Genomic DNA, 14,845 nt, shown 5'->3' on the forward strand with positions numbered 1-14,845 from the left:
CTACCGCATCGCTGGGCACCTGCCGCGACTTGATTGACGGCAATTTACGCCCAGGGATGCCTTTGCCGGGCGCTTACATTGCTCCCACTTTGCCATCCGCAGTTCGCCCGGTCGAACGAACAGTAGAGGCGCCAGACGCAATGCACACTGAACGACGAACGTACCTTGAAAAGCATCGAGCGCGCGCAAAAGACTGGCAACCTCTGCAGGCTCTGTCACCGACGCGAAATGAGTATGCCGAGCAGGTGGGAGGGCGCCGCGCAAATCCGCGCTGACATCGCGCTCCGCACGGCCGGTCGCGATGGCGTATCGAAAGACTTGGCCACAGTTCTGATGAACGCGATGGGCTGTATCAAGCGCACCACGAGCTTCGACGCGTCGGAGCACCGACAATACTTCCGGGGCTCTGATATCAGCGATAGCTCGGCTACCAAGCCACGGGAACACGTCCTTTTCCAAGCGCCCCATGATCTTGTCGGAGTGACTAGTGGCCCAACTCGGCGCTTGTCGAGCAAACCACTCACGCGCTACCGCCTCGAAGCTGTTGGCAGTTCGCTCGAAGGTAGCCGCCTTTTGGACTTTGCGGTCAATGCCGGGATCGACACCGTTCGCAAGAAGCTTTCGGGCCTCGTCTCGACGCCCTCGCGCCGCTTTCGCACCGACCTCAGGGTAGACGCCCAGCGCCAGTCGCTTCTCCTTCCCACCGAATCGGTATTTCAGCCGCCAGTATTTCCCGCCTGTGGTGGACACTTCCAGATACATTCCCAAACCGTCCGATAAGCGATAAACCTTGTCGCGTGGGCGCGCGTTGCGGATTTCGGCATCGGTCAGGGGCATTTTGGTCTCCTTGGGGGCATCAGCATATGCGATGTTCAATAGTGCCCCCTAAAATGCCCCCTCATGCCCCCGGATGTCAATGGATACTTCCGGATCAACCCAGATACAAAAAACCCCGCGGTCCTTTACAGGAGCGGGGCTCTAGCATTTTCTCGGACAACCTTGGATATGTTCTTGGTGGAGCGGAGGAGGATCGAACTCCCGACCTTCGCATTGCGAACGCGACGCTCTCCCAGCTGAGCTACCGCCCCACGACTCACCGATTCTAGCACGACGAAAAATTACTGTGCCAGAGCACAAAACCCCATTACTTCGACGGCGCCCCAGCCAGCACCCAATCGACCACAGTGCGAATATCGGCATCGTTCATCGCGGGATGAGCGGGCATGGGAATCGCGCCCCAGACTCCGGAACCGCCATCCTTAACCTTCTTCGAAAGTAAAGCCCCAGCCCCAGCATTCCCCTTGTACTTCTCAGCCACCTGCTGAAACGAAGGCCCGACCAGCTTCCGATCAACTGCATGGCATCCCATACAAGCATTAGCCCGAGCGATCGCGAGCCCACGCGACGGCGCATCGGCAGCATGGGCGACGTTAACAAACCCAGCCACAACCAAACCACTCATCACCGCCCGAAGACCAAGACCACAAAAACCCAACCTCATTGCCCCGCCTTCGGAGTCCCCGGATGCACCTGCGTCGAGTTACTCACCGGCGCCGGAGCCTGCTGCTCCAACGGCTTCGAAGTAACCGACGAATCCGGCACAGCCCCCGACGTCACCTCAGCATCAGGCTGCGCCGCAGCCGGCGCACCCGAAGCCGCCGACGCAGCCGCCGCCGACGCCGCAACTGCCTCTTGCGGCTGAATATACTGAAACACCTTCACAACCTGCGTAACCCCGGGCACCCGGCTAGCCACATCCGCCCCGCGATTCCCCTCATCAACGGTAACGAGCCCCATCAGATAGATAGAACCACGCTCACAAACCACCTTATAGTTATTCGACGAAATATCCTTCTCGGCGATCAGCGCCGTCTTCACGCGCCCTTCCAGATAGGTATCGTTACTACGCGAAGAGAAAGAACTCGCCGGCGCAACCGTCAACTCATTAATGATCGCATTCACGTTATTGAGGCTACGCAAAACCGATTCAGCCCGAGCCTTCGAAACCTCGCCCGCCACTTCCCCAGTCAGCAACACCCGCCGATTAAACACCGTCACATTAACGTGAGCCGAGTCCGGCAAATTCTGGCTAATCAGCGACATCGCCTTCACCTGAATCTCGCGGTCTTCCGTCTGCGCGCCAAGCGTGCGCCGATCGGTCGCGACCAGCGCGCTGCCGCCCGCCGCCGCGCCGACAGCCAGCACGCAGCCCTGCAACGTCGCAGCCAGCCCGGCGACGAGACCAACCACCAGCGTGGTCCTCACAAACGTACTCTTCACGCGATATGCGCTCATCAACTCGCTCTCCTTCGGAATCATTCTTCGCCGAGCAACATCGCATCGATGCCGTCGCACAGACTATGGATCGTCAACAGATGCACTTCCTGCACGCGCGCCGTGCGATCGGACGGTGCGCAAATATGGATATCGGTATCGTGCAGCACTTCGTTCATCTTGCCGCCGCCCTTGCCCGACAGCGCGATCACGATCATCTCGCGGTCGTGCGCGTCTTCGACGGCAGCGAGGATATTGGCCGGATTGCCCGACGTCGAGATAGCGAGCAGCACGTCGCCAGGCTGGCCGAGCGCGCGAATCTGCGTCGCGAAAATCTGGTCGAGCGATGCATCGTTGGCGATGCCCGTGATGATCGACGAATCCGTCGTCAGTGCGATGGCCGCCAACGCCGGACGCTCGCGCTCGAAGCCGCCGATCAGTTCGGCAGCGAAGTATTGCGCATCGGCAGCGGACCCGCCGTTGCCGCACGCCAGAATCTTGTTACCGTTTGCAAGCGCGGCAAACATCGTGTCGACGGCCGCCGCGATCGGCATCGACAAAGCGTCCAGTGCTGCGAGTGTGACTGCCGCGCTATCGCGGAAGTGTTGTTGAATGCGTTCGACTGACATCGACTCTCTATCGTGTACTGCTTGCGCTGCCCGCTTGGCAGCGCAGGTTCAATTGGACGTGTTGCCCTTCCCCGCGCGATGGTCCGCAGCGCTCCGATCGGCGCGTCATGCGAGGCCGCTTCGCGGTTCCGTTCTGCAGCGCCTGCGTGCAAAGCGTTCGGCGCGTATTCACACACCACGCGCCGCCCTTTTCGCGTCCGCAAGTTTATCGTACTCACGCGGCGAAACCGCCTGCTCAACAGTCGTCCGCACGAAAAGCGTCGCGCAGCCACACCAGACGTCCGCGCTCGAACGCGATCACGTCGAAGCGGCACGCGGGCATCGCGCCATGATGCGCCAACAAAAAGTGCTGCGCGGCGCGCACGATACGCTGCTGCTTCTGCCACACGACACTCGCCGCCGCGCCGCCATATCCGCCGTGCGCTCGCGCGCGCACTTCGACGAACACGAGCGCGCCGTCCGGCTCGCGCATCACGAGATCGATCTCGCCGCCGCGACACACGACGTTACGCGCGACAAGCCGCAAACGCCGCCGCTGAAGAAACGTCAACGCGTGGGCTTCGAACGCTGCCCCGACGCTTTTGGACCGTGCGCCATCGGAAAAGTTGTGCGAGCGCGGCGCGGCATCTGGTGCGTGATCTCGCGCGCGCTCGGCTGCGTGGCACAATGTCGGCCTCGTTTCGTCTGTCTGCGTCTTCCGTGTCATGACTCCTCTTTCCGAACTCGCGCAGGGACAGCAGTACCCCGCTTCCGCGCTTTACGTCGTGGCCACGCCGATCGGCAACATCGCCGACATCACGTTGCGTGCGCTGCATGTGCTCGGCCTCGTGGATCGGATCGCCGCCGAAGACACACGCAACACAGGACAACTGCTGTCGCGCTACGGCATCTCGAAGCCGCTCGTCGCCGTGCATCAGCACAACGAACGCGAATCCGCGAAGCGCATCGTCGAGTATCTGCAGGCGGGCGAGCGCATCGCGTACGTTTCCGACGCGGGCACGCCAGGCATCTCGGACCCAGGCGCGAAACTCGTCGATGCCGTGCGCGAAGCCGGCTTCCCCGTCGTACCGCTGCCGGGCGCAAGCGCGCTCGCCACGGCGCTCAGCGTCGCGGGCGACTGGGTGTCGACGTTTTCTTTCGTCGGCTTCCTGCCGCCCAAAGCGAAGCAGCGCGCCGCCGCACTCGCGCCGCTCACGAAGCATCCGTACGCGATGGTGTTCTACGAGGCGCCGCATCGCATCGTCGAAACCGTGCAGGCGCTCGCCGACGCGTTCGGCGGCGAGCGGCGTCTGTTGATTGGCCGTGAGTTGACGAAATTACACGAGGCGTTGCATAGATGCACCCTGGCCGAAGGGCCTAAGTGGCTCGCCGAAGATGCCAACCGGCAACGCGGCGAATTCGTGCTGGTCGTCGAAGGCGCGCCTGTCGATGCCGAAGGCGAACACGATCACGACGCGCTGCTCGGCATGCTGCTGGAGGAGTTGTCGGTGAGCAGCGCGACGAAGATCGCGGCAGCGCTCACGGGCGCTTCGCGCAACGCCCTGTACACGCGCGCGCTGGCCCTGAAAAAGGACGAGTGAAAACAAAAAGGGCTGCATAACGCAGCCCTTTCTTCCGAGGACATCGCATGTCCGCGGCCAACCTTCAAAGACGATCTTACTTCTCGTTCGAATCGCTCTGATTCGACGCCAGAATTTCCTTCATCTCGGCCTTCGCCTCACGCTGCGACAAACCTTCGATCTTCACGCGTGCCGTACCGATATACGCCAGATGCAAAATTTTCGCAGCCGCGTAAGAAAGATCGATCACACGACCGCGCGCGTACGGACCTCGGTCGTTGATCTTCACGACGACGGTATCGTTCGTCGCCGGATTGGTCACCCGCACGTACGAGCCGAGCGGCAGCGTACGGTGTGCAGCCGTCAGCGCATGCATGTCGAAGCGCTCGCCGTTGGCGGTCTTGCGTCCGTGGAAGCCGCGTCCATACCACGACGCGCGGCCCAGCTGATGGAAATCACCGATATTCGGGCCGTCGGTCAACGGCTCTGCGTCAGCGAGCTTGCCCTTCTGGTCTGCCGCATCAGGCGGATTGTTCAGGCCAGAGCCATACGACTGCGGGGCGACCGCAGTGTGCGCATCCTTGGTCGTTGCGGACACACCGCTGACCTGGGTGCTCGCGCCCGGAGGCACCGCGCAACCGGCGAGTGCCAAAAAGGCAAAAACGCTCCCAACACGTCGGGGTAGCCGAGTTTTCATAAGACAATTTGTTACCAATGCGAGCCGCATCACGCGAAAAACAGCGTTTATGCATGCGACTCAGGCGGCAATGAGCGAGCGCGCACCGCGCAACGCTGGCGCAGGACGACGGAAGCCCGGACGCGGCACACTCAGCCGCTACCGCACGGTTAGTTTTCACGTCTGACTGAACTGTCCCCGCAGTTTTGGCCAGACCCCACAAGCCGCCATCGAACGTGAAACACGCTCATGCACCGGAAACTCACGGCGCTCAGGAAGGCGGCGTAGGCCCCATCCAGCGTTACGGCAGCGAGGCCGTAGCAGGTGCGTGGCACCTGGCTAGACAGGACGTGCGCATCGAAAAAGCGATCGATGCTGGATTTGTCATCGGATTCACCCGACGACACTTGCTTGATGGTGAAGCAGCAGCGCCCGTTCCTGTTTCATAGGACGAATTGCTTTTTCACCCAAAAGACAGTGCGGTTTCCCACACCCATTGCGTGCATTATAGCAAAAACACAATTCTGTGTTGCCCGGCTGTCCATCCGCTCGATGAATTCTCACTATTACTGCAAAAATGCGCATGCGCCAGTCGGCTTTCTGGCCGATGGCACGTGACCCGGCGGCCGGTACAATCGAGCTTTCCAAGCTTTGCGCGCCCGCCATGAAAGTCACACTAATGCCCGTCACGCCGTTCCAGCAGAACAGTTCCCTGCTTGTTTGCGAGAACACGGGGCGCGCGGCCATCGTCGATCCGGGCGGTGATCTCGACATCATCAAGGGCGAGGTGGAGCGCCAGAACGTATCGGTCGAAAAGGTGCTGCTGACGCACGGCCACATCGATCATTGCGCCGGCGCGAAGACGCTCGCGGAGCACTACGGCGTGCCGATCGAAGGTCCGCATGTCGATGAGCGTTTCTGGCTCGACAAGCTGCCCGAACAGAGCGTGCGCTTTGGCTTCCCTGCGGCTGAGGCATTCGAGCCGACCCGCTGGCTCGACGACAACGACACCGTGACGTTCGGCGACGAAACACTCGAGGTCTATCACTGCCCCGGCCACACGCCCGGCCACGTAATCTTCTTCAGCCGCGAGCATCGGCTCGCGCTGGTCGGTGACGTGCTGTTCGCCGGCTCGATCGGTCGCACGGACTTTCCGCGCGGCAACCACGGCGACCTGATCCGCTCGATCCGCGCCAAGCTCTGGCCGCTCGGCGACGACGTCACGTTCGTTCCCGGCCACGGGCCCACCTCGACGTTCGGCGACGAACGCCGCACGAATCCGTATGTCGCGGACGGAGTCGGCGCATGAGCGCAGAAATCTATGTGAGCACCGACGTCGAAGCGGACGGCCCGATTCCCGGCCCGCATTCGATGCTGAGTTTCGCGTCGGCCGCTTATACGGCCGACAAGCAGCTGATCGGCACGTTCTCGGCGAATCTCGAACTGCTCGAAGGCGCGGCGCCGCATCCCGTGCAGGAGGCGTGGTGGAAGACGCAGCCCGAAGCGTGGGCGGCGTGCCGCAAGGACTTGCAGCAACCGGCGGCGGCGCTCGTCGCGTATGTCGAATGGGTCGAAGCGTTGCCGGGCAAGCCCGTGTTTGTCGCGATGCCCGCGGGCTTCGATTTCACGTTCATGTTCTGGTACATGATGCGCTTTACCGGCCGCTGTCCGTTCTCGTGGTCGGCGCTCGACATCAAAACGCTCGCGTTCGCGATGACGGGGCTGCCGTATCGCAAGTGCATCAAGCCGCGTTTCCCCAAGCACTGGTTCGACGATCATCCGCACACGCACGTCGCGCTCGACGACGCCATCGAGCAAGGCGCACTCTTCTGCAACATGCTCGCGGAGCTGCGGGCGAGCCAGAGCGCCGTGGCGGCCGGCGCTGACGGGGACGACTCAGGACAAAAACCCGCCGAGTAAGCGCCAAATTAGGGAATCTCCCTCAGTACAGGCGGTTTGCATTGCGTTTCGTTTCCGCGACCTCTACCATTGACGAAAAGGCGACGCGACAACGGAGGCGCAGTTGACACTCGATACGTTCTCTCAAAAAATCCTGCGTCTTTTGCAGCTGGACGCGCGCCGTTCGGTGCAGGAAATCTCCGATCAGGTCGGACTGTCCAGCACGCCGTGCTGGCGACGCATCAAGGACATGGAGCAATCGGGCATCATCCAGCGCTACACGGCGTTGCTCGATCGCGAAAAGCTCGGCCTGCATGTGTGCGCGCTCGCCCATATTCACCTGACACGGCACACGGAAGGCGGCGTCGAGCAGTTCGAACGGGAAATCGCCACCTGCCCCGAAGTGACCGAGTGTTACAGCACGACGGGTGAATCGGACTACATCCTCAAGATCGTTGCGCCCGATATCAAGGCGTACGACGCCTTCCTCCACGACCGCATTTTCAAGATTCCCGCCGTGGCGCAGGTGCGCACGAGCGTCGTGCTGCGCGAGATCAAGTTCGATACACAGCTGCCGCTTTAACCGGCTCGCTCAGACGCCGGAAATCGCTCAGCCGTCGCCGCGCGGCTCGCGCACCAGCTCCGCGCCAGCCGTCGACACATCCACTGCGTGTGTCACGTTCAAGCGGCGCGCGCCCAGCTTGCGCTTGAGCGCTTCCACATCGACCCGGGCGAGTTGATGCACTTCGCTTTCCAGCGCGTCGAGCCTCGACGGTTGCAACGTCACCTCGACGTCGAGCCCCGTGCTCAGATAATGCAGATTCACGCTGGCCGCCTCGAGTCCTTGCGCGGCAAGCGCCGATTCCACTTCAGCGGCGATCTTTGCGCGCGGCGGCAGGTTGACGGGCGGCCGCGCAATCGCATCGTTTTCCGGATCGACGTGAATCAGCGCGTCGAGCACGCGGTTGTCCGACAGCACGCGCGCACGCGCCGTCTCGGCAATGTAGTGACCTTCGGAAACGGAGATCATCGGATCTACGAGAATGTGTGCGTCGACGAGCGCGAAGTCGCCCATCTTCCGCGTGCGCAGTTCGTGGACATCGCGCACGCCGGGCGTCGATAAAATCCGCGCGCGCAGATCGGCGGTATCGGATTCGTCGAGCGCGCGATCGGACAAATCCTGAAGCGCGTCCCAACCAAACGTCCAGCCCATGCGCGCAACCATGAAGCCGACGACGGCCGCCGCAACCGGATCGAGCAGCCGCACGCCGGCAATGCTCCCGACGATACCCAACGCAACCACCAGCGACGACGCCGCATCCGAGCGCGCATGCCATGCGTTCGCGATCAGCATCGCCGAACGCACACGCTGTGCCTCGCGAAGCATGTAGCGGAACAGCGCTTCCTTCGACAGCAGCACGACGACCGCAACCACGAGCGCGCTCAAATGAACGGCAGGAATGTTGTCCAGATCGGTGAGCCGCTCGCCGGCGCGCCACAACATGCCGCCGCCAACCGCGATCAGCAAGCCGCCCAGAAATAGCGACGCGACGGTTTCGTAACGGCTATGTCCGTAGTTGTGATCGGCGTCCGGTTCGGCTCCGCTATGGCGATTGGCGACCAGCACGACAAAATCGGAAATGAGATCGGCGAGCGAATGCACGCCGTCCGCGACGAGCGCCTGGGAATGCGCAATCACGCCCACGACAATCTGCACCGACATCAACACCGTATTGAGTCCGATGCTGACGTAAGTGGTTTTGCGGGCTACGCGCCGTTTCTCCGCGGATTGGGCGGTCGAGTTGGAAGGCATCTGAAGGCAAAGGGTTTGGTTACTATTTATTCTACCCGCCGCTTTGTGAAATCGCTGTTAAGCGAACAAAAAATACCTTTTAAATCATGTGCTTATCATAACGCGACTCATTTGCATCGAAGCACGCACCGCACCGCCCACCGTTCTTCCTAAGAATTGAAAAGAAGCGGCTCAATAAAAAACCGCACTTCCAAATGGAGCGCGGTTTCTCTTAAATCTATTGCTTGCGGTGCAAGCATTAAGTCATATTATTTCTCGATGAGAAATTTTTCGCGATCTTGACCGGCAATCCAGCGCGGCGGCTTACCGCGGCCCGACCAGGTGCTCCCGCTTGCGGGGTCACGATATTTAGGCGCGACGCCGGCGCGGGGACGGCCCGCTGCCTTTACGGCTTTCGCACGTCCGCCAGCGCCGAGTTCAGCCAGCGTAATACCGTAATCAGACATTTTCTGCTTGATCTCGTTTAACACTTCCGCATACTCGCGCGCTTTCGCCTCTTCGATCTGTTTCTCGAGCTTTTCGCGCTGCGCGAGTAGTTCCCTGTAGGAGGACATAGTTTCCTTGTGGTTCGATAAATGGACGGACGGTCTATGCCGATTAGTCCGGAAAGTGATCATGCCTCGGAATTTGCTGGCGAGATTAACACAAAATAGAAACTTCGGAAAAGACACCGGCGAAAATTAATTAATCTCAATTTCATAAACTTTCAAGAGACTGGCAATCAACCGGGCTCAGAAGCCCAATTATTCTCCCGCTGAATAACGCTCATCTGACGAGTAAATTCATATTTAACTAGCAAAGCATGAAAAGCAATGGTTAATTTATTCCGAAACATTTCATGCCATGCGAGTTTTAACCGGCAAAATGTAAAACGCCGGCCCGATTCCGCGGTAAAAACCGCCGCGTATTACCCGTCACGCATTAGCGTGCCGCGCGATGCAATCTTCAAGGGCAGCGTGAAAGCATTCCGCATCGGGCGCAGGCGTGTCGAACACCACGCGGCTGCGGGCGCCCGAAATATTCAGATCCGCGCCATACCGGTCTATGCCCATCAATTGCACTTGCGCTGGCCGTCGCGGGTGACGTTCGAAGAATTCGACGAGCGCGTTTTCCTCGTCGAATGAAACCGGGTCGAGCGGATCGAGTTCTGCCTGCGTCAACCATCCCATCGCGCCAAACCCGCCTATGTAACGCATCCGCTCAACCGACATCACCCAGAACGAGAAATCCCCCAGCACCAGATAGCGCTCAGCTTCCGGGTGGTAGCGCAGATACCGCTGGGTCACGGGCGGCGTCGGCTCGACATGCTCGAACGTGCCGACCAGCGTGACGCGCTGCCCGTTGAGCACGTCGCCGTCCGGCGCGTGGACGATCAGGAAGCCGGCGCGCGGATCGGAATGCAGGTTGCGCGTGTGCTCGGCGAGCCGGCTCACGAGTATCGTCGGGCGATGATGCGAATCCGGCGCGAACGGCAGCACCGTCGGATACGGAAACCCTTGCGGCTGGCGCGCATGCGTGGCGAGTGTGCCGATGGCGGCCTGATGCAACAGATGCAGCGGAGCGTGAGCGGGAATGTTCAAGTGCGCGTCCTCGTCGGGTGATTGATGCGTCGCGCGATGCCGTTAAACGCGACGCGCCTGGAAAGGAGATATTAGTTCAGGGACTTGCCCGCATGAGCCATCATGCTTCGTTAGAATGTGGAAGCGCTTTCATCGCGCTTTCTTGCCGCGTTTCCTCTTCATCTTCGTTTTCAATCACCGAGCTTTCCGTGTCCGATCGTCCGTCCGAGTCCGCATCCTTGCCCGCCGCGCATCGCAATCTGTCGGCGAGCGCGCGCAACCGCGCCCGTTACGCGACGATGGCGCTCTTCTTCATCGCGGGGATGATGTATGCGTCATGGGGCGTGCACGTGCCGACCGTCCGCGACCGGTTCCAGCTGAATCCGGCCATGCTGTCGCTCGCGCTGTTCGCGGTGGCAGGCGGTTCGATCGGCGCGATGGTGACGAATGCCCCGTGGATCGCGCGCGTCGGCACGCGGCGCGCGTGTCTCGCGGGCGGGCTCGTGATGTCGGCGGCCGGCGCACTGATTCTCGTCGTGCCGTACTACTGGATGCTGCTCGTCTTGCTCGCGCTCTTCGGCGCGGGCATGGCGACGCTCGACGTCGCGATGAACGCGGAATCCAGCACCGTCGAAGAGACGCTCGGCCGGCCGATCATGTCGGCGCTGCACGGCATGTTCAGCGTCGGCGGGATGGCGGGCGCGGCGGTCGGCGGCGCGGCGCTCGCGCACGGCATGGCGCCTGCCGTGCATCTGCTGCTCGCCTCGCTGATCAGCGCGGCCGTGTTGCTGGCCGCGTGCCCATCCGTCCTGCCGCACGTTCCGCATTCCGAGCATCCGGACGCGCACACGCCGCGCGGCAACCGCTGGCGCTCGCCCGCGTTGTGGGCGCTCGGCGCCATCGCGCTGATCGCGTTGATCGCGGAAGGCGCGATGTACGACTGGGCGACTGTCTATATGCGCGATGTCGTCGCGTCGACGCCAGCCGTCGCGAGCGCGGCCTACGCGGCGTTCTCGGGCGGCATGGCGGCCGCGCGTTTTGCCGGTGACGCGGTGCGCGCGCGATTCGGCGCGCCGCAACTGATTGCCGCGAGCGCATCGCTGGCTTGCGCGGGCATGATCGGCGCGCTGCTGCTGCCGCATCCCATCGCGGCGCTGACGGGCTTCACGCTGATGGGCCTCGGTCTCGCCAACATGATGCCCGTGCTGTTCGCGGCAGCGGCGCGCGTGAAAGGCATACACGCGGCCGAGGGCCTCGCGCACGTGGCCGGGCTCGCCTACTTCGGCCTGCTGCTCGGGCCGGTAATCATCGGCGGCGTGGCGCAAGTGACGAATCTTCCCATCGGGCTGTCCGTCGTCGCGCTGTGCGCGGCGCTCGTTGCGTTCATCGGGCCCAAGGTTTTGCGCCGGCTCGGCATCTGAACGCGTGCCTTTAACGCTGTGGTCACGACGCTCGCGTTACGTTACGCGAGCCGCATATGTCCGCATGTTCCGCGACACGTCATCCTCCAGTGAATTTCCGTCCTTTCGACACGCTGCGCCGAAGCGCTTGATTCTGTTTGGGTTTCGCGCGACGCGTCGCCACGCGATCGCAACGGCATAACCCTTGCGATTCACTCCCGTACGGAACTAACCGACACGTTCGACGCGATAGCCCAATACATCGCACAGAAAAACTAACGACGGCAACCGATGCGTCAGGGACGACGGCGGACCAGAGCATCGGTCCGCCGTTTTTTTATCGCGGCAGCGCTCAAAGTTCGCGATACGTGCTGTACGTGCTGCCGAAATCATTACGCTCGATAAAGTTCGTGTAGGTCATCGTGGCGGAAACGTCGAGCGCTTCGACGTAATGCCACCATCCGATCGGCAGAAACAGCAGTTCGCCGGGTTCGAGCGTGCACTCGATCACCTGCGCATGTTCGAAAGACGGAAACCGCCCGACATCGATCGCGCCGCCGTCGAGCCGCGAATAACAATGCTGATGGTTGTACATGTGGGCGGTGTCGGTGAACGGCACGAGCAGAACACGCTTGCGGCCGATCACCTGCGCCATCAGATTGTTGGTCAGGTCGTGATGAAACGGCGTCTTCGTACCGGCCGGACCGAACCAGAAATAGCCCGCGTCGGCGGGCGCCGCATCCAGATACTCGCCGATCGCGGGCGCATCGGCCCAAAGCGTCGCGAGCGCCGCGCGGTTGCGCGACGCGTTGTTCGCCGTCATGTAGAAGTCATTCGTCACGCCCGCGCTTTCGACGAGATCGACGTAATCGCCAAAGCGCATCGTGCGCTTCAACGCCGGCTGATTGATCTCGTAGCTCGCATCCGCATCACGCCCAAACTGCACTTCGACTTCGGCAAGGCCGCAGCGCGCGCGAAAGTAATCGAAATTCCACAGCTTGCGCGCCGGCCACGAGTCGAACATGCCCGTGATGATCACAGGCCGGTTCTGAAAATAGAACTGCTCGTAAAACGCATCGCGCGACAGGCGCACGCGGCGCTCGACACACGCCGCACCCGAACGCATGCGATTCAGCTCACCGTACACGGAAAGCATCCATTCGCGCTTACGCAAACGATTGCGCAAGCGCGAACCCGCTTGAAAATAAGGGCTTTGCAACGTGCTATCGATCTCGCATAGCGCGTGTTCGCGTTCGAACCCATGCTCGACGAGCACGGCATGCACGGCCTCCGGCGAGGCTTCGAGCAACAGGTTCTCGGCAATCCAGCGCCGCCATTCGTCATCGATCATCCGTGTCACGACCGCGTCCCCCGCGTGTTGTAGCCGATACGACAATATCGTCCGCACCGTATCCGGTGCGCAAAAAGAAATGCGCAGACAGGCACGCGCAAAAGAAACAGGCAAAACAAAAGGCACGCGGGTCGAAACCCGCGTGCCTCCTAAGCCCTTTCGGGCTGGCTTGCGCAGGGCGGAACGCGGCGAACCGCGTTTCCGCCAACTACGCCAAGCGCTCTTACATCTTCACGACGTCGAGCAGCGTCTTCTTGCCCGACTTGTAGTTGTACAGCGAGATCACGCCGTGCTTCAGGTCGCCCTTCGCGTCGAACGTGGTTTCGCCGATCACACCCTTGTAGTCGGTGTTCGGCATCACTGCCAGGATCTTCGCCGGATCGGTCGAGCCAGCGCGCTTCATTGCGTCGACGATGATGTACACAGCGTCATACGTGAACGGAGCGTAGATCTGGATCGGCTGGCCGAAACGCTTCTGATACTTTGCCTGGAACGCTGCGCCGCCTTCCATCTTCTCGAGCGCCATACCGGCTTCCGAGCAGACGATGTTGTCGGTTGCGTCGCCAGCCAGGTCAGACAGCTTGTCGGTACACACGCCGTCGCCAGCCAGCACCTTCGCGCGCAGGCCGAGCTGCTTGGCTTGCTTTGCGAACGGGCCGCCCGTGGCGTCCATGCCGCCGTACATGATCGCGTCCGGGTTTTCGCCCTTGATCTTCGTCAGAATCGCGCGGAAGTCGACAGCCTTGTCGTTCGTCGCGTCATGCGACATCACGTTCAGGCCCAGCGACTTCGCCATCTTCTCGAATTCGTTGGCGAGACCCTGGCCGTATGCCGTCGAGTCGTCGACGATCGCGACGCTCTTCACCTTCATGCCCTTCGCTGCGTAGTTCGCCAGTGCCGGACCTTGCTGCGCGTCCGTCGCGACGACGCGGTACGTCGTCTTGAAGCCCTGTTGCGTGTACGCCGGGTTCGTTGCCGACGGCGAGATCTGCACGATGCCTGCATCGCTATAGATCTTCGAAGCCGGGATCGACGTGCCCGAGTTCAAGTGGCCAACCACTGCGACGACCTTGTCGTCGACCAGCTTCTGCGCAACCTGCGTAGCCGTACGCGGGTCAGCTGCGTCGTCCTGTGCATCCAGTTGCAGCGTGATCTTCTGGCCGCCGATCGTCAGACCCTTGGCATTGATCTCTTCAACTGCGAGACGTGCGCCATTTTCGTTGTCCTTGCCCAGGTGAGCGATGCCACCCGTCAAAGGCGCAACGTGGCCAATCTTGACAGTTTCGTCGGCCATAGCCGTCGTCGCCAACGTTGCAAACAGCATCGCCGCAGCGCTGATCGGCAACAGCTTTTGGATTTTGATGTTCATGTAAGTCTCCGATTTCGGTCCCGAAAAACAACGGTATCGCCCTTGTGCCCCGCTTCCTTCACGTGTCGCTCAATTCCCGTGGACGACTCCGCCGGATGCATCGTTCATGCACTTGGCAAGCACGCGTTCCAGCCTGTTTGTGGCAGGTGGCGCCCCGCGCTTGCGCGCAAGTGTAGGCTATCAAATTAATTTGTGGGGGTTTTTTGAGGAAGTGGGATCACTACCAATAGCGTTTATCCCACTTAGTCATGAAAGGCAGGCGGGACGTGGCCGGAAAGCGACGGCTGGCGCGGGTTTCGGGGAAACGAGGGAGGCT

General features: G+C 61.4%; 15 protein-coding genes, 1 tRNA gene and 1 pseudogene. 5 read left to right on the plus strand and 12 right to left on the minus strand.

The window, feature by feature from the left end:
• Positions 1-84 precede the first annotated feature (84 nt).
• The 6 genes and pseudogenes from SB822_RS08800 to SB822_RS08825 form a co-directional block, all read right to left on the minus strand.
• Positions 85-837: pseudogene (locus SB822_RS08800) on the minus strand (tyrosine-type recombinase/integrase); the annotation flags it as partial.
• A gap of 175 nt (positions 838-1,012) precedes the next feature.
• Positions 1,013-1,088, minus strand: a tRNA-Ala gene (locus tag SB822_RS08805).
• 56 nt (positions 1,089-1,144) lie between these two features.
• Positions 1,145-1,501 carry a c-type cytochrome gene (locus tag SB822_RS08810; RefSeq protein ID WP_410854488.1) on the minus strand — a complete coding sequence of 119 codons (357 nt, stop codon included), beginning with the start codon at positions 1,499-1,501 and terminating at the stop codon, positions 1,145-1,147.
• Positions 1,498-2,295, minus strand: coding sequence for a BON domain-containing protein (locus tag SB822_RS08815; protein WP_079500082.1), 798 nt, complete (start codon positions 2,293-2,295; stop codon positions 1,498-1,500). The genes SB822_RS08810 and SB822_RS08815 overlap by 4 nt, the downstream gene beginning before the upstream one ends.
• Before the next feature lie 20 nt (positions 2,296-2,315).
• Positions 2,316-2,903, minus strand: coding sequence for a phosphoheptose isomerase (locus SB822_RS08820; protein ID WP_007582184.1), 588 nt, complete (start codon positions 2,901-2,903; stop codon positions 2,316-2,318).
• A gap of 235 nt (positions 2,904-3,138) precedes the next feature.
• On the minus strand, positions 3,139-3,609 hold the full coding sequence (locus SB822_RS08825) for a YraN family protein (RefSeq protein ID WP_007582182.1): 471 nt from the start codon (positions 3,607-3,609) through the stop codon (positions 3,139-3,141).
• Here SB822_RS08825 and rsmI point away from each other — a divergent pair.
• The gene (gene rsmI, locus SB822_RS08830; protein ID WP_079498368.1) at positions 3,608-4,483 is read left to right on the plus strand and encodes a 16S rRNA (cytidine(1402)-2'-O)-methyltransferase; all 876 of its coding nucleotides are present in this window, start codon (positions 3,608-3,610) and stop codon (positions 4,481-4,483) included. The genes SB822_RS08825 and rsmI overlap by 2 nt on opposite strands.
• 76 nt (positions 4,484-4,559) lie before the next feature.
• On the opposite strand, the gene SB822_RS08835 is transcribed toward rsmI, so the two are convergent.
• A complete protein-coding gene (locus tag SB822_RS08835; protein ID WP_410854489.1) occupies positions 4,560-5,159 on the minus strand; it encodes a septal ring lytic transglycosylase RlpA family protein in 600 nt (199 codons plus the stop codon).
• Between the two features lie 643 nt (positions 5,160-5,802).
• Between SB822_RS08835 and SB822_RS08840 the strand changes: the two genes are divergently transcribed.
• From SB822_RS08840 to SB822_RS08850, 3 genes are all read left to right on the plus strand, one after another.
• A complete protein-coding gene (locus tag SB822_RS08840; protein WP_086909160.1) occupies positions 5,803-6,447 on the plus strand; it encodes an MBL fold metallo-hydrolase in 645 nt (214 codons plus the stop codon).
• On the plus strand, positions 6,444-7,058 hold the full coding sequence (locus SB822_RS08845) for an exonuclease (protein WP_042313001.1): 615 nt from the start codon (positions 6,444-6,446) through the stop codon (positions 7,056-7,058). The genes SB822_RS08840 and SB822_RS08845 overlap by 4 nt, the downstream gene beginning before the upstream one ends.
• Before the next feature lie 103 nt (positions 7,059-7,161).
• On the plus strand, positions 7,162-7,620 hold the full coding sequence (locus SB822_RS08850) for an Lrp/AsnC family transcriptional regulator (protein WP_007582169.1): 459 nt from the start codon (positions 7,162-7,164) through the stop codon (positions 7,618-7,620).
• Between the two features lie 27 nt (positions 7,621-7,647).
• Here the strand turns inward: SB822_RS08850 and SB822_RS08855 are convergent, their stop codons facing one another.
• From SB822_RS08855 to SB822_RS08865, 3 genes are all read right to left on the minus strand, one after another.
• Entirely contained in the window at positions 7,648-8,850 is a 1,203-nt protein-coding gene (locus SB822_RS08855; protein WP_410854490.1) for a cation diffusion facilitator family transporter, read from the minus strand.
• Positions 8,851-9,098: 248 nt separating this feature from the next.
• Entirely contained in the window at positions 9,099-9,404 is a 306-nt protein-coding gene (locus SB822_RS08860; protein ID WP_007582165.1) for an H-NS family nucleoid-associated regulatory protein, read from the minus strand.
• A gap of 360 nt (positions 9,405-9,764) precedes the next feature.
• The gene (locus SB822_RS08865; protein WP_410854491.1) at positions 9,765-10,430 is read right to left on the minus strand and encodes a HugZ family protein; all 666 of its coding nucleotides are present in this window, start codon (positions 10,428-10,430) and stop codon (positions 9,765-9,767) included.
• A gap of 188 nt (positions 10,431-10,618) precedes the next feature.
• Here SB822_RS08865 and SB822_RS08870 point away from each other — a divergent pair, with 188 nt between their 5' ends.
• Positions 10,619-11,830, plus strand: coding sequence for an MFS transporter (locus tag SB822_RS08870; protein ID WP_410854492.1), 1,212 nt, complete (start codon positions 10,619-10,621; stop codon positions 11,828-11,830).
• A 331-nt stretch (positions 11,831-12,161) separates the two neighbouring features.
• Here SB822_RS08870 and SB822_RS08875 read toward each other — a convergent pair whose 3' ends face one another.
• Both SB822_RS08875 and SB822_RS08880 read right to left on the minus strand, forming a co-directional pair.
• On the minus strand, positions 12,162-13,160 hold the full coding sequence (locus SB822_RS08875) for a cupin-like domain-containing protein (RefSeq protein ID WP_079498371.1): 999 nt from the start codon (positions 13,158-13,160) through the stop codon (positions 12,162-12,164).
• 223 nt (positions 13,161-13,383) lie between these two features.
• Entirely contained in the window at positions 13,384-14,529 is a 1,146-nt protein-coding gene (locus SB822_RS08880; RefSeq protein ID WP_007582158.1) for a branched-chain amino acid ABC transporter substrate-binding protein, read from the minus strand.
• Positions 14,530-14,845: the final 316 nt, after the last annotated feature.

It is taken from the genome of Paraburkholderia sp. SIMBA_054 (assembly GCF_046534875.1).
In the GTDB taxonomy this organism is placed as follows: domain Bacteria; phylum Pseudomonadota; class Gammaproteobacteria; order Burkholderiales; family Burkholderiaceae; genus Paraburkholderia; species Paraburkholderia hospita.

Bases quoted from the DNA above. Each gene is read 5' to 3' on its own strand.
- SB822_RS08810 (WP_410854488.1), bottom strand. From the start codon at position 1,501: ATGAGGTTGGGTTTTTGTGGTCTTGGTCTTCGGGCGGTGATGAGTGGT.
- SB822_RS08815 (WP_079500082.1), bottom strand. From the start codon at position 2,295: ATGAGCGCATATCGCGTGAAGAGTACGTTTGTGAGGACCACGCTGGTG.
- SB822_RS08820 (WP_007582184.1), bottom strand. From the start codon at position 2,903: ATGTCAGTCGAACGCATTCAACAACACTTCCGCGATAGCGCGGCAGTC.
- rsmI (WP_079498368.1), top strand. From the start codon at position 3,608: ATGACTCCTCTTTCCGAACTCGCGCAGGGACAGCAGTACCCCGCTTCC.
- SB822_RS08825 (WP_007582182.1), bottom strand. From the start codon at position 3,609: ATGACACGGAAGACGCAGACAGACGAAACGAGGCCGACATTGTGCCAC.
- SB822_RS08835 (WP_410854489.1), bottom strand. From the start codon at position 5,159: ATGAAAACTCGGCTACCCCGACGTGTTGGGAGCGTTTTTGCCTTTTTG.
- SB822_RS08840 (WP_086909160.1), top strand. From the start codon at position 5,803: ATGAAAGTCACACTAATGCCCGTCACGCCGTTCCAGCAGAACAGTTCC.
- SB822_RS08845 (WP_042313001.1), top strand. From the start codon at position 6,444: ATGAGCGCAGAAATCTATGTGAGCACCGACGTCGAAGCGGACGGCCCG.
- SB822_RS08855 (WP_410854490.1), bottom strand. From the start codon at position 8,850: ATGCCTTCCAACTCGACCGCCCAATCCGCGGAGAAACGGCGCGTAGCC.
- SB822_RS08860 (WP_007582165.1), bottom strand. From the start codon at position 9,404: ATGTCCTCCTACAGGGAACTACTCGCGCAGCGCGAAAAGCTCGAGAAA.
- SB822_RS08875 (WP_079498371.1), bottom strand. From the start codon at position 13,160: ATGATCGATGACGAATGGCGGCGCTGGATTGCCGAGAACCTGTTGCTC.
- SB822_RS08880 (WP_007582158.1), bottom strand. From the start codon at position 14,529: ATGAACATCAAAATCCAAAAGCTGTTGCCGATCAGCGCTGCGGCGATG.